Source organism: Parabacteroides sp. Marseille-P3160 (assembly GCF_900162725.1).
GTDB lineage: Bacteria > Bacteroidota > Bacteroidia > Bacteroidales > Tannerellaceae > Marseille-P3160.
The window spans coordinates 3,972,065-3,995,160 of record NZ_LT799418.1 but is presented as its reverse complement, the minus strand read 5'-3'; the positions used below and the strand labels follow the sequence as shown (position 1 = coordinate 3,995,160).

At 37.6% G+C, this 23,096-nt stretch carries 16 protein-coding genes, 1 other RNA gene and 5 pseudogenes; 2 read left to right on the top strand and 20 right to left on the bottom strand.

From position 1 onward, the window contains the following. Window positions 1–361 precede the first annotated feature (361 nt). The 20 genes and pseudogenes from BQ8014_RS16110 to BQ8014_RS16015 all read right to left on the bottom strand — a co-directional run bounded on the left by BQ8014_RS16110 (window position 362) and on the right by BQ8014_RS16015 (window position 22,114). Window positions 362–727, bottom strand: a complete 366-nt coding sequence (locus tag BQ8014_RS16110; protein WP_080905251.1) for a hypothetical protein — start codon at window positions 725–727, stop codon at window positions 362–364. A gap of 23 nt (window positions 728–750) precedes the next feature. Continuing rightward, complete coding sequence (locus tag BQ8014_RS16105; RefSeq protein WP_080905250.1) at window positions 751–1,644, bottom strand: hypothetical protein; 894 nt, start codon at window positions 1,642–1,644, stop codon at window positions 751–753. Between the two features lie 62 nt (window positions 1,645–1,706). Continuing rightward, window positions 1,707–1,913: pseudogene (locus BQ8014_RS16100) on the bottom strand (glycosyltransferase); the annotation flags it as partial. A gap of 640 nt (window positions 1,914–2,553) precedes the next feature. Beyond that, on the bottom strand, window positions 2,554–3,297 hold the full coding sequence (locus tag BQ8014_RS16095) for a WecB/TagA/CpsF family glycosyltransferase (RefSeq protein ID WP_080905248.1): 744 nt from the start codon (window positions 3,295–3,297) through the stop codon (window positions 2,554–2,556). Window positions 3,298–3,300: 3 nt separating this feature from the next. Further along, window positions 3,301–4,392, bottom strand: a complete 1,092-nt coding sequence (locus BQ8014_RS16090; RefSeq protein WP_080905247.1) for a glycosyltransferase — start codon at window positions 4,390–4,392, stop codon at window positions 3,301–3,303. Next, the gene (locus BQ8014_RS16085) at window positions 4,389–5,609 is read right to left on the bottom strand and encodes an O-antigen ligase family protein (protein WP_080905246.1); all 1,221 of its coding nucleotides are present in this window, start codon (window positions 5,607–5,609) and stop codon (window positions 4,389–4,391) included. The genes BQ8014_RS16090 and BQ8014_RS16085 overlap by 4 nt, the downstream gene beginning before the upstream one ends. A 17-nt stretch (window positions 5,610–5,626) precedes the next feature. Continuing rightward, the gene (locus BQ8014_RS16080; RefSeq protein ID WP_160150109.1) at window positions 5,627–6,502 is read right to left on the bottom strand and encodes a glycosyltransferase family 2 protein; all 876 of its coding nucleotides are present in this window, start codon (window positions 6,500–6,502) and stop codon (window positions 5,627–5,629) included. Window positions 6,503–6,509: 7 nt separating this feature from the next. Further along, window positions 6,510–8,012, bottom strand: a complete 1,503-nt coding sequence (locus tag BQ8014_RS16075; protein ID WP_080905244.1) for a lipopolysaccharide biosynthesis protein — start codon at window positions 8,010–8,012, stop codon at window positions 6,510–6,512. 6 nt (window positions 8,013–8,018) lie between these two features. Continuing rightward, complete coding sequence (locus BQ8014_RS16070; RefSeq protein ID WP_080905243.1) at window positions 8,019–8,660, bottom strand: CatB-related O-acetyltransferase; 642 nt, start codon at window positions 8,658–8,660, stop codon at window positions 8,019–8,021. Then, window positions 8,660–9,844, bottom strand: coding sequence for a Coenzyme F420 hydrogenase/dehydrogenase, beta subunit C-terminal domain (locus tag BQ8014_RS16065; protein ID WP_080905242.1), 1,185 nt, complete (start codon window positions 9,842–9,844; stop codon window positions 8,660–8,662). Before BQ8014_RS16065 ends, BQ8014_RS16070 begins: the two co-directional genes overlap by 1 nt. A 3-nt stretch (window positions 9,845–9,847) precedes the next feature. Next, window positions 9,848–11,026, bottom strand: a complete 1,179-nt coding sequence (locus tag BQ8014_RS16060) for a polysaccharide pyruvyl transferase family protein (RefSeq protein WP_080905241.1) — start codon at window positions 11,024–11,026, stop codon at window positions 9,848–9,850. 376 nt (window positions 11,027–11,402) lie between these two features. After that, window positions 11,403–11,681, bottom strand: a pseudogene (locus tag BQ8014_RS16055) (dTDP-4-dehydrorhamnose 3,5-epimerase family protein); the annotation flags it as partial. Between the two features lie 33 nt (window positions 11,682–11,714). After that, window positions 11,715–12,745 (bottom strand): annotated as a pseudogene (rfbB, locus tag BQ8014_RS16050) (dTDP-glucose 4,6-dehydratase). A gap of 40 nt (window positions 12,746–12,785) precedes the next feature. Then, a pseudogene (gene rfbA, locus BQ8014_RS16045) lies at window positions 12,786–13,639 on the bottom strand (glucose-1-phosphate thymidylyltransferase RfbA). A 5-nt stretch (window positions 13,640–13,644) separates the two neighbouring features. Next, complete coding sequence (gene wecB / locus BQ8014_RS16040) at window positions 13,645–14,793, bottom strand: non-hydrolyzing UDP-N-acetylglucosamine 2-epimerase (protein ID WP_080905240.1); 1,149 nt, start codon at window positions 14,791–14,793, stop codon at window positions 13,645–13,647. Window positions 14,794–14,811: 18 nt separating this feature from the next. After that, window positions 14,812–16,011: a UDP-N-acetyl-D-mannosamine dehydrogenase gene (gene wecC, locus BQ8014_RS16035; RefSeq protein ID WP_080905239.1), complete on the bottom strand. Its 1,200-nt coding sequence runs from the start codon at window positions 16,009–16,011 to the stop codon at window positions 14,812–14,814. A gap of 431 nt (window positions 16,012–16,442) precedes the next feature. Continuing rightward, a complete protein-coding gene (locus BQ8014_RS16030) occupies window positions 16,443–18,410 on the bottom strand; it encodes a UDP-N-acetylglucosamine 4,6-dehydratase family protein (RefSeq protein ID WP_080905238.1) in 1,968 nt (655 codons plus the stop codon). 708 nt (window positions 18,411–19,118) lie between these two features. Continuing rightward, window positions 19,119–19,631 carry a hypothetical protein gene (locus BQ8014_RS16025; protein ID WP_139785141.1) on the bottom strand — a complete coding sequence of 171 codons (513 nt, stop codon included), beginning with the start codon at window positions 19,629–19,631 and terminating at the stop codon, window positions 19,119–19,121. A gap of 331 nt (window positions 19,632–19,962) precedes the next feature. Then, a complete protein-coding gene (locus BQ8014_RS16020; RefSeq protein ID WP_080905236.1) occupies window positions 19,963–20,790 on the bottom strand; it encodes a hypothetical protein in 828 nt (275 codons plus the stop codon). Further along, the gene (locus BQ8014_RS16015) at window positions 20,783–22,114 is read right to left on the bottom strand and encodes a glycosyltransferase family 4 protein (RefSeq protein WP_080905235.1); all 1,332 of its coding nucleotides are present in this window, start codon (window positions 22,112–22,114) and stop codon (window positions 20,783–20,785) included. The genes BQ8014_RS16020 and BQ8014_RS16015 overlap by 8 nt, the downstream gene beginning before the upstream one ends. 372 nt (window positions 22,115–22,486) lie before the next feature. Between BQ8014_RS16015 and ssrA the strand changes: the two genes are divergently transcribed. After that, window positions 22,487–22,887, top strand: a transfer-messenger RNA (tmRNA) gene (gene ssrA / locus BQ8014_RS16010). 65 nt (window positions 22,888–22,952) lie between these two features. Beyond that, window positions 22,953–23,078, top strand: a pseudogene (locus BQ8014_RS16005) (type II toxin-antitoxin system RelE/ParE family toxin); the annotation flags it as partial. Window positions 23,079–23,096: the final 18 nt, after the last annotated feature.

Below are 23,096 nucleotides of genomic sequence, written 5' to 3'. Positions count from 1 at the left end.
AGCCAGCTTGTGGAGATCCTTCCGGCAGATTAGAAAACGGATTTCACCCGAATCTCATCTTTCAAGAGCCAGCCAGGGATTTAAACCGGCCTTTTTAGACGAATGATAATGCTTTTAAGAAACGGAAATAATCACCATCAAAGGGACAATTAATAAAAACATTTTTCTCAAACATTACTTTTAACAGCGACCTCTGCCTTTTCCCCTGTTTAATTGAACCGTCTTCCCGATGAATGCAAAGGTCGGATAACTATTTCTCAAACGAAAGATATGATAATTGGATACTTACCAGTGTTTACCTCGATCATAACCTAAAACATTATCTTCCTATCTGTGAGGTAATAGAGCTTGAATTATGAATTTAATGAAAAGTCAAAGAGCTAAGATAGTCGCTAGCTTCCGATATCGAAGAAAACTCAATAACCGAATCAGCATCATTTTTTTTAGTTGTTGCTTTAGGTTTCCGTTGTGTGGATTTTACGGCTTTGAACATGGCCTCTATTTCAGGAGAAACATTGAGCAATTCGGTTTTAATATCAGGGTTGTTGATAAAAACATTGTAAAACTCATCGATAAAACTTCGAGTTGCAAAATCCACATTACCAAAATCAATCTTCACGTATCTCTTATCATGATTGGATATAAAGTTATAAAGATGGCTTACCGTGATTCTGGATTTCAAATCGCGGCCTGCAAATGTAGTAATATCAATAATTCTGTTACTCATAGCACAAATTTAATCTATTGTTTTCATTCAACAAAATTGATGTAACTGAATTTTTCGTTTACATAAGGAATGCGCATCGCTACTATAGTCCCCTGCCATGTGGCTGCTTTGGGTAAAGAAATGAATTGATCGACTGTCTTCGACTTTAAATATAAGGCATTGCCCGAAAGCATCACATAATTCCCCGATAGCCCTTCCACAAGCATCTTTTTGGATGTTCTTATGCCATATCCCCGATTCTCGGCATTGGGTAGATTTTTTGTAGAAATACCTTCATTGGCTGCCCGTATAGCCATCAAATGATCTGTATATTTATTATTCCCCATTTTATGATAACTCCCTAATAATGTTATTCCATTGTCTGCAATGCAAATATCCAGATATCTTTTCGTAGGATACGATTGACTGAAAATATAACCTCTTTCCGAGTCGGAATGTTCTATAATATTGTCTACACTTTCACCGATCAGGTATTTCAATCCCACTATAATGTTGCGTTGTAACTTAAGTTGGGCTGATAATAGATTTTCTACAGCACTTAAAATATCATTTCTTTCATCGGTGTATTGGGAATTCGCCCGGAAACTTACAATAGGGATGTATGTTTTAGTAGAACATTTTCGTAGTAAATCTTGAAAGGCTATAAATTCTATTAATTCCGGCTTTAAGCTACCATCATCAAAATGGATTGTATTCAAATAACTACTATTGTTTTGGAAGCGAATTCTTTTTTTGCAACCATTCACATATACCAATAAAGGAAGAATGAATAATGGCGTTACAAAAATATTCTCTTGGAAAATCAATACATCCTCTTCATCTTTGCTTTCGTTTATATGTTCTATAATAGTTAGTACTTCCTTTATCCCATCTAACAGATGTTTATCTCGAATATTTATTAATACATTTATTTCCATTTATAAATATTTTTCTGACTTTTATTGCTTGTTTCCTTAATTAATTACCCCGTTTGTTTCCGAATTCCCTTATCCGGCTCGCTGATCCATTTCAGGCGCCCCCCGAAACGAGGTTCATACTCTTTGATCATTTCCACTGAAGCATCCTTCGACGCCCCGTCTACAATGATATACTCAATGTCCGTATATGTTTGCGAGAGAACCGACTCGATCGTATCTCTCAACGTTCCAGCCGCATTATAGCAAACCGTGATAATGGATGTTTTCATTGTTGTAATGCTTTAAGTTTTCATTAAAATCTTCGTTTTTTGCATTTATTATAGGATTTCTTTCTTCTTACATAAAGAATCCCACGGAATTATTGATATCTGCTCAGATGAGGTTAGCCGCAATAAGGTTTCATTTACTGAGATATTTGTCTTTTCCTATACCGGATGTTCTGGTTTTACATACTCAATTTGTTTGTTCGGCCTATTCGATTTATTATTTCACCTTGATGGGCCTGCAGGCCCGCCTGGGTTAGTCACCAGGCCCACCTTGGTGGGCCACCAGGTTCACCAAGGTAAAAAAGAAAAACGAGTATATAAAAAAACAGAATCGAGTCTTTTGTCTGACTACTTTGAATAGGCCTATTTATCCCGAAGTATCTTATCTTCCCAACCTCTAATAATCTGCGTCACCATTATAGCAGACGTGGTTCCCGTGATTAAATCTTTATTCTCCCGGATTGAATGATACGCTTCTGGATGGAATAATTTCAAAGCCTCCAATATACACAAATCAGACAGGTTCATCTCGCCATAGACCAAAAGAAGAATAAAAGAAAGAGAATTCGTATATAGATAAATTTCCCTTGCCGTAGAAAAAAAGTGCCTGTTTATCTATATTTTATATTTGATATAAAGATTTCTATTTTCTCAATTTTGTTTCATTCTTCATTTTATGAGATGATAAAAAATCAATAATAAAAAGATAGGGAAATTGGATTAAAACATTATACAATCTTTTCCATGTCTCTTTTTCTTTATACAGCCTGTAAAAAGCTCGTAAATGAAATTTATTAGTCCAAAAAGGAAAATAGAAAATCCCCCTGGAAGATTGCCTTATATATCCTCCACAGGTAAAAGCTATCCCTTTAAAACCATTTACTTTTAGCCTATTTATAAAGTCCTCTTGCTTAATAGCACCCATCCCCACAACGACAAAATCAGGTAAAAAATCTATGATTTGTTTTATGCTTTGATCCATCTCATCAAGATCTTTAAAATAACCATTTCTATATCCTATAATGTTCAAATTTGAATAATTCATTTTGTACTGTTTTACAGAACGATCTATTTCTTCTTGTTTTGCACCAATAAAATAAATTGACTCACCTGTATCGTTGATTCTATCGAATAAATCTTGTGCAACGGTCGTCATGTCAAAACTCCTTCGCGTGATTTTTTTACCATAGAATATCCGATACAAAAGACATAACAATATTCCATCAAAAAATAAACCATCTAAATTATTAAAAACAGTTTGATTCTTTCTCATTAAGTGATATCCATATGGATTAAGAAAAGAGTATATTTTCCCTTTCTTCTCAAATATATTTACATAATCCAATTCAGTTAACTCTGCTTTTTTCAAAATAGATTTAATACTCATAATTTATCCGTTTAATAAATCAATGATATTCTGTGGACTATCAATAATCCACGAGGTGTTGATTTGGTTTATAAGCAACATTTTTTTATTTATATCTTCAATGGTTATATTTTTAATGAATAGATCAATATTTTCCTCTGACGAAGCGTCAATTGCATACCCACAATTGAATTTTCTTACTTGTTTTGCTAAAAAAGTATTGTCAGAAACGATTATGGGCTTATTAAAATACATTGATTCGTATAATTTATTCGGTTCTGCAACTCTTTCATTAAAGGTTGTTGTGTCGTAACACGCAACAATTATATCAATATTACTATATATAGCCGGGAGATCTTCCGGATTCTTAAATTTCCCATGAAAGAAAACATTCTTATATTGGTCTGCGATTAATGACACTTTATCCCTAATGTTACTATCTCCATAAAAGTGGAATGAGTGTTGAGGGTATTTTTCCCCGATTAATTTTGCGAATTTGAATATAGTATTAGGATAACGCAAAAAACCAATGAAAGAAAAACGTAATGAATCCTTCTTTACATATTCTATTAACCTCTGCTTATCCTTAAAAAACTCATTTAATTTATTAGGTTGTACTACAACGTTGTTTTTGACTGTATTTTTGTAAAAAAACTCATAAAAGCCTTGAGAGGTCAGAACTGTTAGTTTGGAACGTTTTATGATAAAAAGATCTATGGCTTTGAATATATTGCGTAAAAATGAATACCGGAAATAGCCATAAATTAAGTCTGAGATTTCATAAATGTAACTACATTTACGATGTGTTGAAAAAATCAATGTAGGTATAAATCCGAAAACATAGAATAGAATAGAATCTTCTTTTCCGTATTGTTCGATTATCGGTGTAATTCTTTTTCGGTTTAGCAAAAAACTATCGAAATAATTTTTCCCATTTTCAATATATCCCCAATTCACAATAGGAATATCATCAGGTAAATTGTTTGCATGCTGAAATGTACCCCTGTCAAACCCATATACTTTGATTTGAAATCCTCTCTCGTAAAATGATTGTATTCTTTTTATCACTCTCGGCTGATGTAGATTTCCTGTAATAAATATTATTTTAAATTTCATTTATAAGTTTTTGTTGATCTATAATATATTAATATGAGTGGTATCAATGCATTTAATAATTGATTGTAATAAAATGCCCCTGATACCATATTAAAAATAACTTGCTGAATAAATACTAAACCAATCCAATAAATAGAATCTCGATTCTTTATTAACCGGTATGAATATAAAGCCGATTTCCATAAAAAATATATCATACAAATTCCTCCAATAATACCCAATCCCATAAATACGTCTGTAATTAGATTATGAGAATAGATAAATGTGCCATCGGGTTTAAAAAGAGCAAACTGTCCGCCCAATATTGGATGGTCGAAGAATATTTGCCAAGCTTCATCGTATAGTAAATCTCTACCCGTAATATTCCCTTCAAAAATTGCACTTCTTAATCTGGTTTCCAATAATGGAGCTATATTGCCGATGAAACCCAATATTGGATCAATAAACAATATTGTTACCCCGGATATGATAATTAGACTCAATATACCTAGTAAAACATTTTTACCATGTGCAAAAAACCAAAAAAGAATTACTGCAAAAAGTGCAAGTATCGGGCCTCTACTACCAGCTCTTAATGTCGCATATATAGATATAAATATAACCAAAAGTGTGATGATTTTAGTTAAGATAGAGTTGTTTTTCTTTTGGAAAATAAATAAAGATAAAATTATGCCCATTACGCCAAGGTGGCCGTAAGCAATTGTTTGCAAGCCAACATTCGCATTTAAGCGTGCATCTTCTGTTTCAGCAAATAAAGTTTGATTGGAAAACAAACTAAGTAATAAAGTAATTACCACACCTGTATAAATCCACACTAAAGCTTTCTTTAGATTTATTTCTTGATAGCTTCTTATAATTGAAAAGATGGCGGGTAAACATATACCGAATATATAAAGCCAGAGTTGGGACGTTCCACTTAGTTGTATGTCTGTACGTATCTCTGTATCATAAAATATCCGAATAATTAAAAGCAACCAGTAAAATAAAAATACTTTTAAAGAAATACCTATTTCTTTAAAAGGTTCCTTAATATTAAGAAGAATAACCAATAAAGATATTAATAATGTAAATGCTCTATAAGGAATGGTTACGGATCTTGTTACTCCCTCAATATCTGATGATATTGGCAGGAATAAACTAGTCGTTAATTGATATCCAACGAAGAACAGGACAAAATTCAACGTTGAAAAAAAAGTATTAATTTTTTTTTGATTCATATATATATATATGTATATTACAAAGATAAAAGAGCTTGGTTCAGGATTTTTAGATATGTCTTGTGATACTCTATTTTTGTTTTATTATTTCTCATTTTCTCAATAATAATCCATGTTTTTTCATCAAGTATTTTATATTTCAATGTTTTTCTTTTATCTATCTTATTCTTTTCACAGAAAAGTAAGTTAGACCGGATCATTTTTGGTATGGCTCCATTTGATAAAGGACGATCATCAATCAAATGGACGTATTTTAAGTTTTTGTCATATATAAACTTAACATTATTTGCTGATGATAATAATCTATGATGAACGTCATTTTCCTCTCCGTACATGAAAATATTTTCATCAAATAAACCAATCTTCTTGAAAGCACTTTTTCGAATAAAAAAGCATGCTCCGGCAAAATACATTAACGGTTGGATATACCATTGAATTTTATTACACAAGAAATTTAAGAGGACACTGATAATTGGGATAAAGTTTAATTTAACAGAGAATGATACACCTGCCTTATCTTTCGAAACCAATTGTCTCATCCCGATCATTGCTACACTCATGTCTGAGAAATACGAGATTACTCTCTTGAAAATTGGTGATATCAAAATAACATCAGGGTTCATTATCATTATTATAGGTGCTGATGCTTGAAGAATTCCAACATTGTTCCCTTGCCCATAACCTCCATTTTTATTATTCTTTATCAACAAAACCCTTTCTCCATATTTATTTTTCAGTGAAGAGAACATCCTATTGACATTCTTACTCCGATTGTCTACAACGATAACTTCTAGTTCCTCCCCTAAATCATTATTATTAAAAATTGAATCAAGACATTGTCCAATTAAATCCTCGGAATTATATGTTACAATAACTATTGAAATCTTTTTCATTATAATATTATTTAGATGTAAAAAACAGAATGAATAGTTGCTTGAAATCATATACTTTAGTCAAGTATAAAGACAAAATAAACAAGCAATCCCATAACAAAATCTTCAATATAATTTGAAATATTATTAAATTAAGATGAATATCAAGTATCCATACTATTAGGTAACAAATAGCTCCATAGATTGTCGGTACTGCGAATGATTTAAAAACTTTTTGAGGTCTCAATCCTAATACCTTGTTATTGAAATAGAAATAATAAAAAGACATCTGAATAATAATATAAATCATATACCCTAATACAGCAGAACCTGCCCCATAAATGTTGCATAATAAGATATTAATAATTACAGAGACTGTTGCTGCTAATGCTGAACTATACACCAACATTCTCGTTTTGCCAGTAGCTAAAACTAAACTTGCGACAGGGGTATTATGTAAAAATAATAATAATGTGCACAACCATAATGCCAACCATACGGATAAATGAGAATAGGCATTACCCACATAAAGAAAAAGAATCTCAGAACTAACAAGAATAAGAGGAAAGCAAAGCATTGAAGTTAAAATACTCGTAATCCTTGTGCCTTGATATGCTATTTTTTCAATGCTAGCCCGATTATTATCTTGAATTGCTTTTGCTGTTTTGGGTAATAATATAGTCGTAAGAATTCCACCAATAGAAATAACAAACATAGGGAAGACTTCAATAATCCTGTATTCGGTAACCACCCCGACTCCTTGATTCGAAAATGCTCCTAAAATAAGAGGTCGTGACTGGGTAGATATTGTTTGGAAAACGCTCATCATAAAAATAGCCAAACTATATTTAAAAACAACTGCAAATTCTTTCCAATAAAATGCCGGTATTAAAGAGGTTATTAATCCACTTTTCAGACATGCATAAGAATACGGAATTATTATTATTGAATTTGCAAGTAAACTTATAGTAAAATAATCGAGGATGGACCATTTGAATATAATAGTAAAAAATACAACAATCAATCCTAATACGCTTCTAATAGAAAGCATCTGTTCCGTAAAGCCAATTCTTTCATCAGCAATTAACAACTGCTGCAAAGCCAAAATCACCCAATTCACAATTCCGAAAATGGCAAGTATTATCAACATATAGCTAAAAGTCCCTTGCTGGTTATTTGCAATATTAAATAATCCGTTTCCCGCAAAAGCCAGAATGACTAACGCTACGCCGTTTATTATTCCTATTAAAGTGTAAAATGTAAGATTGGTACGAGAAACTTTATCTACCAAGTCATATTTTTCTGCTGATATCCATTGTGAAAAGAACTTTACAATCCCTGTATTCATTCCCATATTCAATATCTGCATAAATGCATTCGTTGATAGTGCTAATGCAAGTAGTCCGTAATTATCTTTGCCTAAATAATTGATTAAAAGTGGGATTGTCGCAAATTTTACCCCAGCATCTAGTATTTTGGCAATTGTACTCCAAACAAAAGATTTTAAAACATACGTTTGTGCATTATCCATTGTTCTTTATTTTCTTCTCGTATTCAAAATTTCTCTAAATTCATTTATTCTCAATATAAGTTCGTTCTTACTCAGATCCCACCATTGAGATTTTTCCAGTTTTTCAATGACGTCATTGTTAAACCTAAGTCCTATAATTTTAGCAGGATTCCCGGCCACAATAGTGTATGGAACAACATTTTTTGTAACAACACTACCAGCTCCAATAATTGCACCATTCCCAATAAAAGAGACACTTGGCAAAATAATGCTCCATTCACCAATCCATACGTCATGGCCAATTTTCAAGTGAGGCCTGACTAATTTATCATTCTTAACATATCCAGCAACTGGATTGTATAAAATAGGATGAGTGGTGAATAAGTCTTTGGGGTGATTTGCTCTAAAAATTCTTATATTTTGTGCTACTGAACAATAATTACCAAAAGATACATTGGATGGAATTGATGAACTAAAACAACCTCCATATGTACCATAACCAATTTCGATACCCTTCTCCTTATATATTTTTCGGATTGTAGTAGAATACATAGGGCCTCCTTCCATCTTTAAAATAAAAAAAACAATCAGTTTATTTAATTTACGAGGAAATGCAAAATATAATCGAAAAAGTATTTTACTTAATAAATCTTTTATGTATATTTTCATTATGTTCTTTTTATTGTACCTTTGAATTGATTAAAAAAACGACGAGGGCTAATTGTTAATACATTGTACAGAAGTTTCATATTTTTGAAGTTTAATATTATTCTTTTCTTAATCAATAAAGCGCCTAGCCTTGCAAGAACTATTTTCCTTCTATCAAATTGAGTAGGTTGAATTTTTTTAAGTTTGTCTATTGAAATCTCTTCCGTAATAATTTTTCCAGATGCTTCGATGGTATTTAGTAAAGTAAATCCAATGATATTTCTGGCAATAATTAAACTTTTTCCTTCTTTTTCCGTAAAATCGGGATAACCATCGACTGTTTCCCAAGCATCACCCACAACAATATCAGCCTGTAATCCTATCCCATCAGGACATATTTTGCAACGATAATGAATATGTTTTCCTAAAATATTACCCCAAGATTCCTTATAACTCATTTGATAAGTTTTGCCTGTGTTATCTTTGAAGGAAAAATATCCAGGCCACCCATTTCCCCTGTAATACAGGTTATATACAGGTTTTTCTGCATTTAATATATTGATCGCTTTTTCTGTTCCATTGAAGGAGGGCATACCAGCACAAAAAAAAGCTATTTTATATTTGATTTTAATTTTATATTGAGGAAATTTCTTTAAGATATTATTTAAAGCTGCAACATCACAAGGTTTACCAATAAAGCAGTATTTTTCATCGTTATTTTTAAGGATATCAAATATTTCATTAAAAACCAATGCCGGTGCATACCTGGAAGATGCACAATTTAAAACATCCTCTCTGTTCCTTGATATTTTTAGCTTATTCTGTGTGTAATCTGTAATGTTAGAGCCAACTTGGAGTATACCATCCACGATCTTATTTTCTAATAAATAGATAGCAATTGCACTAATAACTCCACCTGAAGACCCTCTCTCCCTTATGTCATTTTCTGTAGAATAGCCTGTTGATAATTTGAGTATTTTGCCCCATATATTATCTTTTATCCCAAATTTATTTTGATTTATAATATTGGTTCCAGGGCAAAGGTTTGTGATGATATTTTGCTTTTCATTACTTAGTGATTGAATTACAGGGTGATAGAATCCATCATCTTGTAATTTCATTGAAATTGATTTGCGTCCTGCCAAACTTTCACAAATGCCACATCCTAAACAAAGATTATTTTTATCTATAGTCTTTATGTCCATTATTTATATTTTTAGCGAATTTGCAATTATCAATTTTATTTCTTCAATTCGTTCTTTTACGATTGTTTTATTTGATTTAATCGTTGCTCTTTTCAGCATCTCTCTATTTTGAAATGCATTTTGGAGATTATGTATTATATCATTCTTATCTTCATTTGTGCAATCAGCCATCCATTGATATTGTAAAGTATCTTTAAACAACCCGTTAAATTTCCTACTATAGGCTAATGGATATGTCGCCACTCCTGATGAAAAAGCGCCAATGCATGAATGCATGCGGGCACCTGTAAAGAAGTCCATTCCGCTAATATAATTTTTAGCATCTATAGGGTTGTTAAATTTAGGAGCAATAAGTGCATTTGGATATTCCTTTTTTAATAATTCACAAATAGTATAATCATCTTCAAGTCCAGGATTGTTATGATGAATAACATGCCCAATGAAATGTAGCTGAATATCTTTATTTGAATAAAATAAAGATATTATACTTCGCATTAAATCCTTATAATCGATTTTTAAATTGAATTGATTATTTTCAGTATACCCACCGTTCCAAAGTAGTCCGGATAGATTAATTCCCACGTGTATCTTATTTCTATCAAAAGTTATTGGTGTATAGGGTAAATAGAACGCTAAATCAATACATTCTTGCAATTTATCATTTGGTATAAAATTCTCACAATAATCATAACTTTGTTTATCCCTGCACATAATAAAAGATAATTTCTTCATAGTATTAAATGCTGCTTTTTCAATTTTGGGGTCATTAAAAGGGCCTATTGTTTGAGGTAATAGCACTTGCCTTTTTCCAAGAAAATGAAAAATTTTTTTTGAGAACAAAATTCGCTGAAAACGCTTTACTCCATATATATCAGAGAAACTATCACCTGCTGCAATATCAAATACTATATTTAATTTCAGAATCTTACGTAATAACTGATGCTTTGTAATAGCACTGAAATCAGAAATAAAATTAATCGTAGCAATATTGTCTATCTCGTGAGTTTTATTGCCAATCGATATAAAATCTTTACCCCATCTAGATGTACCTATAAAAACAAATGTAGCTTTTTGTTTTTTCTCTTTTAAAACATCATCAATTAGAGCGATAGTAGAGTAAGCTAAAGCAGAAACCCCTAAATTTGTCGCGTATGGGGTTGCCCAAATAATTCCTATTTGCATTTTTATAATATATGAGAATTATAGAATTGAAAACTCGTATCTAAATTTATTTGATATTTTTATAATCAGTAAAAACCGTAATTTCAGTTACTCAATTATCCAGGAAAATTTTGGAAGAAAATATCTGATAATAATTTTAAATAGATTCCAGAAATATAAAGCTGAAAATTAATTTAAATGGTTTTTATATATGGGTTTCGCCGAAAAATGAATATTGCTATATGTTTGTCTTCGATCTAAAGTTTATCTTATTGCAAGATAATTGTTTTAGTGAGATTAAAAAATAACTAATAAGCTATTAGCAGTAGAATCCTAATAGATTCTATGAAAATTTTACTGCGAAATGGCAAATCTCTCAATGCACTTCTTTACTAGTTCCAAATGTAGGTGAGCCTTTTCTTATGTCTACTGCAATATCCAAACCTTTTACTATCCATATTAGCTTTGATTGTACATAAGGTGTCTTTTAAAATTGTAATCCTCTTAATACTCCATAACTGGATTTCGATTCATCGTCCTGTATAAATATAGCCTTAACATACTTTTTCTTCATAATCTTTTAGAAAATAAGATTCAAAGAAATATCTCTGATCGTCAGAAAATATCTTAGAGGCAATAATGGCAATGCTTTCTATTTTGTCGTCATTATATTCATATACTCGAAAACCACTAATATCTTTATAATTCGTTACCTTTCTATATACATTTCTTCATAATACTTTTGATAGTTTCCATTGATTATACTATTCAAGCATTCTGAATTCTCCAATTACCATTTGACTGTTTTTCGATTCTCTCTTCAAATTTCAGTGATGGTTTCCATCCCAATTCATTTTTAAATTTATTAGAATTAATGGCATATCGAAGGTCATTTCCCTTCCGATCTGTTACATAATTGATTAATTGCTCGGATGCACCTTCTTGTCGACCTAATAACCGGTCAACTGTTTTAATAAGTACTTTAATAAGGTCTATATTTTTCCATTCATTGAAACCTCCGATATTATATGTATCTCCTATTTTGTCTTTATGAAAAATCATATCAATAGCCCGAACATGGGGCTTCGACAAACTATCAATCCTTTACGTTTTCTCCTTTTCCATACACGGGAGTGGTTTATGGTTCCTGATATTATTGATAAATAGAGGTATTAATTTTTCAGGAAACTGATGACTCCCATAATTATTGGAACAATTGGATATAACTACTGGCAAACCGTAGGTGTCATGATAAGTCCGTACGAAATGATCAGAAGAAGCTTTCGAAGCAGAGAGGACTATGCGGATCGTAACGGGTTTCTTCAGTGAAGAATGTGCCATCGAAATCCAATGCCCCATATACTTCATCTGTAGAAACATGATAAAATAACTTATTTGAATAATCATCTACCCAATTTTCCTTAGCTGTTTGCAATAAATTCAGAGTACCCATTATATTCGTTTTTGCAAATAAAAAAGGATCTGTGATAGATCGATCTACGTGGCTTTGGGTTGCCAAATGAATAACTCCGTCAACCGAATGCTCTTAAAGATATCCCCCTTTACAAACACGTAATTCGGCTTATCCTCTACATCTTTTAAATTTACCAAATTGGCGGCATACGTCAGTTTATCTAAATTGATGATCCGATAGTGTGGATATTTATTCACAAATAAGCGTACAAGATGGCTACCAATAAAATCTGCACCACCTGTAATTAAAATATTTCTTTTATTCATTCTTGAAATATTTAGGAGTACACCTATTTATTCGCCAATTTTATAACAGATACTGACCGTATTCATTTTTTTCATGGGTTCTGCTAATCGACGTAAATCATCATTGTTTATCCAACCATTACGCCACGCAATTTCCTCAATGTACGATATTTAATCCTTGCCTTTTCTCAATGACTTCTACAAATGTGGACACTTCCGACAATGATTCGTGAGTACCGGTATCCAGCCATGCAAAACCTCGTCCAAAAAGTTGTACTTTCAATGCTTCGTCTTTCAAAAAAAACTGATTCACAGTAGTGATTTCGAGTTCTCCTCGTTCCAAAGGCTTACTGTTTTTTGCAATATCTACAACATTATTCGGGTAAAAATAAAGTCCTACTATTGTATAGTTGGATTTAGGATAAGCTGGCTTTTCTTCAAGACTCAGCACATTGCCTTGCTTATCAAACTTGGTTACTACCTTTCCGATCATTCACATAGTATCCGAAAACGGTAGCTTTGCTATTCTTTTCTGCATCTTTTACCGCTTGTCGAAGCATGGAAGGAAAGCTTTGTCCGTAGAAAATATTATCGCCCAGTGCCAGACATGCAGCATTTTTCCCAATAAATATTTCTCCGAAGATAAACGCTTGTGCCAAACCATCAAGTCTCGGTTGTTCGGCATATTCGAAATGTACTCCAATATCTGAATTGTCTCCTAATAATCGCTTGAATCAGGGTAAGTCCAAAGGGGTAGATATGATAAGAATTTCATGAATACCTGCCAACATTAATGCCGAAATGGGATAAATAAATCATCGGCTTATCCTAGATGGGCAATAATTGCTTACTAACGCCTTTAGTTATCGGGTAAAGCCTCGTTCCGGATCCTCCTGCAAGTACAATCCCTTTCATAAATACTATTTTATGAATTCAATAATTCTTTCGCAAGCCTTTCCATCCCCATACGGGTTATTGGCTTGCGCCATGGTGTCGTAATAGGCTTGATCGTCTAACAGTTTTGCAACTTCCGAAATGATCAGGTCATAATTCGTGCCTACGAGTTTTACGGTTCCGGCTTCCAAGGCTTCGGGACGTTCGGTGGTGTCGCGCATCACCAATACGGGTTTGCCTAATCCGGGGGCTTCTTCCTGAATGCCTCCGCTATCGGTTAAGACCACGGTGCTTTGCTCCATTAGGTAGACAAATGGCAGGTATTCCAGGGGTTCAATAAAGAAAATATTTGAACGTTCTTCTTCTCCAAAGACTTCCTTGATAGGTTTACGTACGTTGGGATTCAAATGCATGGGATAAACGAAATCTACGTCCGGATATTTCTCCGTGAGGGTTTTAATAGCCTTGCACATCTGGATAAAGCCTTCTCCGAAGTTTTCCCGGCGATGGCCGGTAATCAAAACTAACTTTTTGCCGGATTTCAAACGAGGGATGTCGTATCCGGCGCTTTTCAGTTGCTTCTTCAATGATTCGGAAAGGGATTTGTCGTTTTTGATTTTTTCTACGACTAAGTAAAGGGCGTCAATAACCGTGTTTCCGGTGACCGTGATGCTTTGTTCTTTTACGTCTTCCGCCAGCAGGTTTTGTTTGCTGAGAGGGGTGGGCGCTAAGTTGTATGTGGCAATGCGACCGGTGATTTGTCGGTTCATCTCTTCCGGCCAGGGACTGTAAATGTTGTGGGTACGTAGTCCTGCTTCGACATGGGCGACCGGTATTTGTTGATAGAAGGCAGCCAAGGCTGCAGCCATCGAGGTAGTCGTGTCGCCATGTACAAAGACGATGTCCGGTTTCGTGTCTTTCAACACATCACGCAGCCCTAAGAGCACTTTGGAAGTTATATCGTAAAGATCCTGATTGGGAGCCATAATATTTAAATCGTAATCCGGTTTAATTTCAAAAACTTCCAACACTTGGTCCAACATCTGTCGATGCTGTCCAGTTACACAAATCTTAGTCTCGAATTGTTCCGGATGTTTCTGAAATTCTTTTACCAAAGGAGCCATCTTAATGGCTTCGGGGCGAGTCCCGAAAACCAACAATATTTTCTTCTTCATTATGCCATCTTTCTATTTCTACTTTCTTATGCCACAAAAGTCCAATTCTATCTTCTCGACTTGGGGTATTATGGTCAAAAACTCTTTGTGTTTGACTAACCAAACGACGATGTCTGCTTTATCGTAGGCCTCCTGGTAATTTGTTAATACAAAGCTCTTATGCATGGTAACATTAGGTTCTACCACCAATACTTCCGCGTTGGATTCGGCAATGATACGGGAAGTGATATATTTGGCAGGCGATTCCCTCAAGTCGTCGATGTCCGGCTTGAAGGCCAATCCCATACAGGCAATGACCGGAATACGGTCGGTCCGATTCTCAAAGGCCTGGGCAGCTTCCAAAACTTGATTGGCGCACCAGTCGGCCTTGTAATCATTTGTCTCACGCGCCCGTTTAATAATCTGCGCCTGTTCGGTAAAATCGGAAACGATAAACCATGGATCTACGGCGATACAATGGCCTCCGACTCCGCATCCGGGCTGAAGTATATTGACACGCGGATGCTTGTTAGCCAATGTAATCAATTCCCAGACATTGATGCCGGCTTTACTGCAAATCATAGAAAGTTCATTGGCAAAAGCTATTTGCACGTCACGGGAAGAGTTTTCCGTCAGTTTACACATCTCGGCCGTACGGGCGTTCGTAGCATGCAAATCTCCTTTGACGAAATAACGGTAGAACGCCTGGGCTTTTTCAGTTGACTCTGCATCGATACCGCCGATCACCCGGTCGTTATGTTCCAATTCGTAAATGACATTACCGGGAAGTACCCGCTCCGGACAGTAGGCGATAGATAGTTTGCCTTTCAGCTCGGGACGTTCTTTCCAGATCAGCTCGGTCATTTTTTCGGTAGTTCCTACCGGGGATGTCGACTCGATAATATACAAATCACCGACTTTCAGATAGGGAATCACGGCGCGGGTGGCCGATTCTACGTAAGAGATGTCCGGGCGGTGGTTTTGCCGGAATGGAGTAGGAACCACAATCAGGAAAGTGTCAGCTTCTTCGGGTTTCAACTGAGCCTTCAATTGTCCGCTTTCCACTACTTGCTTTACAACTTTGTCCAACTCCGGTTCTACGATATGGATTTTTCCGGCATTAATAGTATCAACTACTTCGGGATTGACATCGACCCCAATTACTTCCACCCCTTTACTTGCCGCGATGGCTGCGGAAGGCAGGCCGATATATCCTAATCCCATAAATACTGCTTTCATCTTATATTGGTATTTATTTATACTTATTTCTTAGAGGAAAAGACTCGAAACGCATAAAACTTTGCGTCTTTAAAATTCATTAAACATTGATAATCAACTCCGTTCTCATGATTTATATCGGAAAATCCGTTTTTTACCGTAAGCGTACTGCATCCTTTCCCAATGAATTTTAGATATCTGATAAGCCGTTTTCAGTTTGTCTTTTTCTTTGTGTAAAATCATGGTAGGTCTTTATAGTTCGGTTATTCGTATACGATTATTGATAATTGAGCGGTAAAAATTTTGTTTCGAGCGAGTCTGTGCGTTATCGAATACGATATCGATTTTCCGATCGCCCAATGCCCTTTTAAGTTCTGCCAGGTATAATCCTTATGTTTCGGTGAAGCGTATGACTGATCCGGAGTCTATTTGATTTTCGTATTCCCGATCGCTTAGTGGGTGTTATTGTTTTCCACGGGTACCGGGACGGGTATGGGGATGGGAGCGGGGATATTATCCAACGTCTCGAACTTGGAATTCTGCGAAATAAACTCGGGGACGATCCGCTTCATCAACTGTACCGTCGGGAGAATCTCGACATTGCGCGAGAGTTGCTCGAATTGTTTGAAGCTGTTTTGGATATCGAAATAATTATATTCGCGTACTTTGGCAATAAGGATCTTCTCATTCCGCGTGGGGACGGTGTTCTCTTTGTTGCTCAGCATCTCTTCATAGAGCTTTTCGCCGGGACGAAGACCAGTGAATGTGATCTTGATGTCCTTTCCGGGAACCAGTCCCCCCAGTTCGATCATCCGCGTGGCCAGGTCTACGATCTTCACCGGTTTCCCCATTTTGAAGACGAAGATTTCGTTGCTTTCTCCCATGGAGGCGGCGATCATCACGAGCCGGCAGGCTTCAGGGATGGTCATGAAGAAACGGATGATGTCGGGATGGGTCACCGTGACCGGCCCGCCGTTCGCAATCTGTTCACGGAAATGGGGGATCACGCTGCCGTTGCTTCCCAGGACGTTGCCGAAGCGGGTAGTAATGAATTGCGTCGTTCCCTTGATGGAACCTTTCTTGACGGCGTTACCGAGACTTTGCACGTAGATCTCGGCCAACCGCTTTGAAGCGCCCATTACGTTGGTGGGGTTCACCGCCTTGTCCGTGGAGATCATGATCATCTTCTCCGCCTTGTATTTCAGCGCCATGTCGGCTACCTGACGAGTGCCGATTACGTTGACAAGCACTGCTTCGCACGGATTTTCCTCCATCAGCGGCACATGTTTGTAAGCCGCTGCATGAAAGACAATCTGCGGCTGGTATTTCTCAAAGAGCATATGCACCCTTTCCAGGACACGTACGTCGCCGATGACCGCCTCAAAATCCAGTTCCGGAAATTTCCGGCGGAACTCGAGCCGCACGTTATGCAGCGGCGTTTCGGCCGAATCGAAGAGAATCAACCGCTTCACGTCCATAAGGGCCAACTGGCGGCAGAGTTCGCTGCCTATGCTGCCCGCTGCGCCGGTGACCAGTACCGTCTTGCCGGCGAATTCCGGCGCAATCTCGTCCATGTCGATGTCGATTTCTTCGCGTCCGAGCAGGTCTTCGATATGTATCTGGGGCAAGTTGCGGTTGATTATCTTTCCGTCCTTTAGTTCATCTATGGAAGGCAGCATCAGCATTCCCACCTTCATCCGTTCACAGAAGCGAATGATCCGCTCCTGTTCGTTTTCGACGTCCCGGCGATTGATGAACAGGACATTCTTGATCCGCATATGGGTGACAAGAAGTTTGAACTGGTTGAATTCTTTGACAAAATAGACTTTATATTCGCCTATGCGCATTCTTTTCCTTTTTCCCACGCGCAAATAGCCTTCGACCTGGTATTTGCTGTTTTTGAAAAACGGTGCAGTATCCGTATCCCGGTCGTCGTCGCCCGTAAAAATCAGGAGTCGGTCGTAGTTATTGGCGAAACTGTTCTTTACCACGTGGTAAAGCATGACGATGGTGATACGGGAGGAGTTGAGGATAAGGAAGGTGAACAGGCCGTCCATCACCGCTTCGATCGTACGGATATGGAGGGAAATGTCTTTTAAGACGAACGAAGCGAAGACAAAAATGGACAGCGCTTTCATTAATGAAGCCAGGCCGAGGCGTCCGGCTTCGGAGAGGGTGGAATGGCGGATGATCCCTTTATAAGTGCCGCAGGCTAGAAAAGAGATTCCACTGCAAACGAGCGAAAGCGACAGGTATTTTACGCTGGTAAGCAGCGGAAACGAGTTGCCGCGCAGGAAATGCAAGAAAAATAATGTACATAGGGTTGCCGCTAACGAAAGAAACGAGTCTCCTATGAATACAATCCACCTGTTCAAATAGGGGGATTGAGTAAGCCTTCTTAAGTGTGTATATATTCCCATAGTAATTAATGATGGACGAAAATATGAAAACAATAAAAATGCAGTCTATTTCAACCTTACCCTTAGACACACTACGTTTCGTCAGTCCCATTTCCAGGGTGACGAAAAAAGCGTGCTGTACATTTATATTCTCTTATAAAATAGCCGATTGCAATGAGAATATCAGGCAATCGGTTCTATGTTTTCCTTCAATTTCGGAATTCTTTTCAAGCGCTGTTTCCAGACGCCTTTTTCCCGGGTTCTCTCTTCGGTAAATAGCAACCGTACAATCTGACGGCGCCGGTTTGCCGGAGTAATCCGACGGTACCGTTCATAGTAAGCAGGGCTTGAAGAATGAACGGCAAGGAGAACCGAGAGTAAATTCCTTCATTTCAAATTTCGTCTAATATCAATTTGTATTATTCTTGCAATGATAAGGTTTATTTAAGAAATAGAGGGCTCTAAAATTGATGAATATCGGTAGCCCAATAATCTATAAAAGATTTTATATTGACAATTTGTCTTGATTCGTGTTTTTATAGGTTATTTATTCGATAATAGTTTGTATTAAAGTATAGATGTCTGTTTTCGTTTCCGTTTTTTCTGTAATCCCGCCGAATTGTATCGATTATTGAAAGTCCGTTACTCCCGCTTTGCAAACAGCTTTTATATGCCTTACCACTCATTTTTACCCTTTAGCAGAGCTCCCCGTTCCTCTTTCATCGTTCATTACATTTCATCGATATCATTCAAAGTCACTTTCTTATACAACGTGATAAGCTCGTCCGAATCGGGGCGGGCATAGCGAATGCGGTCGGCAAGGTATTTCATTTTCAGGTTGCAGGCAAAGCCAAGTGACAGGGCGAAAGCTATCCTTTGCGGGGAGACCGACCGGGAGCCGGCGGTCTGCCAATACAGGTTGATGAGTTTGATGAACCAGTCCTTGTCGGGGAGGGTATAGAGTAAGGCTCCTAGCGGTGTGTTTTCCCGGAGGAAGTCGAGGAACTGCTGGCGGGTGCTGCAGACCAGGTTGACGAAGAACCGGCGGTATTTCAGGGGCCATTTGCGCCAGAGGCGGAATCCTTTCAGGTAGATCCCGAACAGGAACGTTTGTTGTTTCCCGGGAGAGATGTGTTCTTCCATATAGTGATTAAAAAGGGTGATGGATGGGTCTTTGTAATGAAAGATATCCTCCATGGGTTCCGGGTCTTCCTCGGACGACAAATCACTTCTCGTATTCATTCGGTTTTTCATATTAATGGTAATAGATATAGTAACTGTTTAAATTTTCCGAAAGCATTTATAAGAAAGACAATTTCGTTAGATGATTATCCGCCTCGTGTCCTACGTGAAAAATCGAGTATACTGAGTGAATAAATCGAGTATACTCGATTTTATAATTCAGTATACTGAATGGATGCATTGAGTGCACTGATTTTTTTCAGGGATTTAAATACCTCTGCCAGGACAAAATTTACACCGTTACTAAGCCGAAAGGTAGAGATTGTGCAGGGAAAAACCACAGGATTCAGGCAAAACTTAAACAGGCTCCCAGCAAATGGGTAGAAACGGTCTATGCATCCGGCGGCAGGCGGTAGGCTATCTCTTTGACATAGGCGGCCCATCCCTGGGAAGTCCGGGAAGAATTGAACGTTTGCCAAGGGATGGGATCACCGATATAGAGGGTGAAAATTTTCCCCCTTTGCTTGAACATTTCGTTGGGTAGGAAGAGGGTCTCGAAGCTGATTCTGGAACGAATGAGCATCCGGAACCGTTCGAGCCGGTAATAGAAGGAAGAGTTACGCGCTTCGAAATAGAGGGGAACCACATCGCGCTTATATTCCACCGCCTTTTTTATGAAATTACCGTGCCAATCCACGTCGACTATCTTCTTTCCATGCAGTCGGGAAGTGATGCCTGCCGGAAAGGAAATCAGGTGTTGGGCGGACTCGTAGAACTCCTGGATCAGCCGGATGTTTTCCCTGCTTTGATGGCGGCGTTTGTAAATAGGAAGGAACAGGTCTTTTAACGGTTCGATATGGCGGAGAAACTCGTTGGCGTAAAACTTGATCTTCCCGTTATAGCGATGCCCCAGGATGTGGGCGATCGATATCGCTTCCAGCGCCCCCAGAGGGTGGTTGCTGACGAAGATGAGAGGGCGGTCACCGGCAGGAAGGCGTTCCGCACCGGCGACGCGGCATGAAATATTGAAGTATTTCATGCTTGCATCCACGAAGTCGATATCCTTTTTTCCGGGGGCTCCGGCAAAGAGTTCGTTTATGTCATCTACATGTGCGATTTTACACAAAATCCGCAGGATGAACTTTGGTATTTCGACTCCCGGGAAAAGACTTGCGGCTATTTTATCTGTATCTAACTTGGCTATTTCGTTCTCAGACATTTGAAATCCAACTCATGAGTTTGGCGGGAGATAGGGGACGGTCATTTCTTAAAACAAGCGACTTTCCCCGTTCCCGGCTGGCGGTTTTGTTTTCTCCGGCCAGATTTTCGATATCCTTGAAGTAAGCATCGGCCAGTCGTTCCCAACTGAGGCCTGAGGTATACCGATAGCCGGAAGATTGCATTCTTTCCTTGAGTTTTTTATCGTTCAATAACCGGAGGATCTTGGTCAGGTAATCTTTCGGATCTTCCGCATCACATAAAAATCCGTTTTCTCCGTTTTCCACCAGGGACTGGGAACCGCCCCCGCGGGCGATCACGGGAACGCATCCGCTGGCCATGGCTTCCACCACGACATTTCCGTAGGTTTCCGAAACGGAGGTGAAAACAAACAGGTCACAGGAGGCATATACCCTGGCTAATGTTTCGGGATCGACAAATCCGAGGAAGACGGCCTTTTTCATTCTTTTCCGGGCCTCTTCTTCGGCGGCTCCACTTCCGGCAATAATGAAATTGAGATCTAACTGCAAGGCTTCCGCTTCTTCATAGATACGGAACAGAGTCTCCACATTCTTTTCCCAGACGAGCCTCGAAGCAAAAAGGAGGCAAGGCCTGTCATTTCCGGTAAGGCTTTTGATGAAGAGCTCATCCCTTTTCCCCGGATTGAATAAGCGTAGGTTCAGCCCGCGTTGCCATAATTTCAATAGTTTTCCCGAAATGCCGCATTCTTTCAATTCTTCTGTGATATAGGCCGTCGGCGTGTAGACCAAGTCACATTGGTTGTAAAATTTCCGGTACATCTTTTTGACAAACGCCTCCGTCCAGGGAATAAGGAACGGCAATCCTCTGAAATAATATTGCATATAGGAGAGGAAATGAGTATGGTAGATCGACAAGACCGGAATATGATACTTCTTCGCATAATCCAGGGCGAAAAAGCCCAGGGGGGAAGGGGTGGAGATATGGATCACATCCGGCTGAAAGCGGGCCAGGGCCTCGGTCAGCCGGCGTCTTCCGTATTCCGGCAGAACAACCTTATAGTTGATATTGAATGGGGTTGAAACTGCCGGAACTTGTATGACTTCCTGCTTCAGCGTTTCCTTGGGAAGGACACCGCTGAAAAACAGGTATTCGAAGCGCTCCTCCGGGATCCGGTCTATCAACTGGTACATTGTTTTTATAGCGCCGTCGAAATCCCTTAAAAGGATATCGGTGAAAAAGGCGACCTTCACTTTCGGGTTTATCCGGGTCCCTTCCCCGTTAAAGTGAATAACTTTACCCGGAATGCTTTTTAACTTGATAACCACGTTTTTACTTTCATTCATAGGACAAAACTTTTAGAATTGCCTTCTCTTATTCTTAATGAAAAGCAAATGTTTATTATTTTTGTTACAAACAGGTTTCGTTTTTGTTACCCGATTTTGAAGATTTAAAAAAATCAATACATTGTATTGTTATTAAATAGCCCGCTATTCTCACTTCACAAATCAATCAACTGCCCTAAAAACAGAGCTAAACAATGAACGAGCAAAATTTAAACAGGCTAATTTAAAAAGAACCATTATCGTACTATTTTTTATATTACCTTTGTGTCCGGATATTATTCGGACAAATGTCTATCAATAGTTGTTACTCGTTTGTTGCTTAGTATTCACTTCCTGATATTAAATGATTGCATATCAGAAGGTAATAAGTATGGGGCTGACCGGTTTTGACAGCGGGCAGAAGTGGTTTGTAAGCATGCAGTGCGTCGTTGCCCGGCACTATAATCTCGGATGACAAAACATTAACTGGCGAAAATAATTACGCTCTCGCTGCTTGATCGAAGCACAGTAGATCAATAGCTTAATCCTTGCACCAGGTGCTTGGACGAGATATCACCCGGAAGCTCTGGCTTCGAAGCAATCCGAAATAGGTGGTACAGCAATATCGGAGATAGTCTGAAGCAGGTCTCGGGCTTCGGATGAAATTAAGAGAATAAGGATAGGATGGGTGGCTTCGGTCTTGTCCTGTCCCGACAATGAAGGCGAAGATAAGCATGTAGAAAGCAGATTAATTCCTCGTTTGGACGAGAGTTCGAATCTCTCCAGCTCCACAATAAAGCCTGAATTTCAGGCTTTTGTTGTTTTTGTACCCAATTATACACCCTTAATTTGATTTTGGGTGTTTTTTATTTTCGATGAAGGGCAAACAGTTGTTTCATTCAATGGTTTTCAAAAGAAGACTCAAAAGACACCGACAGGAGAAATAGAAAAAGCATTTAAAATAAAGAAGCAGATGTTCTCCTAATTATTTCCAGTTTATTTT

What these genes read in the sequence shown, in the direction of transcription:
- BQ8014_RS16110 (WP_080905251.1), bottom strand. Translation starts at nt 727, where the DNA reads ATGAGTAACAGAATTATTGATATTACTACATTTGCAGGCCGCGATTTG.
- BQ8014_RS16105 (WP_080905250.1), bottom strand. Translation starts at nt 1,644, where the DNA reads ATGGAAATAAATGTATTAATAAATATTCGAGATAAACATCTGTTAGAT.
- BQ8014_RS16095 (WP_080905248.1), bottom strand. Translation starts at nt 3,297, where the DNA reads ATGAGTATTAAATCTATTTTGAAAAAAGCAGAGTTAACTGAATTGGAT.
- BQ8014_RS16090 (WP_080905247.1), bottom strand. Translation starts at nt 4,392, where the DNA reads ATGAAATTTAAAATAATATTTATTACAGGAAATCTACATCAGCCGAGA.
- BQ8014_RS16085 (WP_080905246.1), bottom strand. Translation starts at nt 5,609, where the DNA reads ATGAATCAAAAAAAAATTAATACTTTTTTTTCAACGTTGAATTTTGTC.
- BQ8014_RS16080 (WP_160150109.1), bottom strand. Translation starts at nt 6,502, where the DNA reads ATGAAAAAGATTTCAATAGTTATTGTAACATATAATTCCGAGGATTTA.
- BQ8014_RS16075 (WP_080905244.1), bottom strand. Translation starts at nt 8,012, where the DNA reads ATGGATAATGCACAAACGTATGTTTTAAAATCTTTTGTTTGGAGTACA.
- BQ8014_RS16070 (WP_080905243.1), bottom strand. Translation starts at nt 8,660, where the DNA reads ATGAAAATATACATAAAAGATTTATTAAGTAAAATACTTTTTCGATTA.
- BQ8014_RS16065 (WP_080905242.1), bottom strand. Translation starts at nt 9,844, where the DNA reads ATGGACATAAAGACTATAGATAAAAATAATCTTTGTTTAGGATGTGGC.
- BQ8014_RS16060 (WP_080905241.1), bottom strand. Translation starts at nt 11,026, where the DNA reads ATGCAAATAGGAATTATTTGGGCAACCCCATACGCGACAAATTTAGGG.
- wecB (WP_080905240.1), bottom strand. Translation starts at nt 14,793, where the DNA reads ATGAAGAAGAAAATATTGTTGGTTTTCGGGACTCGCCCCGAAGCCATT.
- wecC (WP_080905239.1), bottom strand. Translation starts at nt 16,011, where the DNA reads ATGAAAGCAGTATTTATGGGATTAGGATATATCGGCCTGCCTTCCGCA.
- BQ8014_RS16030 (WP_080905238.1), bottom strand. Translation starts at nt 18,410, where the DNA reads ATGGGAATATATACACACTTAAGAAGGCTTACTCAATCCCCCTATTTG.
- BQ8014_RS16025 (WP_139785141.1), bottom strand. Translation starts at nt 19,631, where the DNA reads ATGAATACGAGAAGTGATTTGTCGTCCGAGGAAGACCCGGAACCCATG.
- BQ8014_RS16020 (WP_080905236.1), bottom strand. Translation starts at nt 20,790, where the DNA reads ATGTCTGAGAACGAAATAGCCAAGTTAGATACAGATAAAATAGCCGCA.
- BQ8014_RS16015 (WP_080905235.1), bottom strand. Translation starts at nt 22,114, where the DNA reads ATGAATGAAAGTAAAAACGTGGTTATCAAGTTAAAAAGCATTCCGGGT.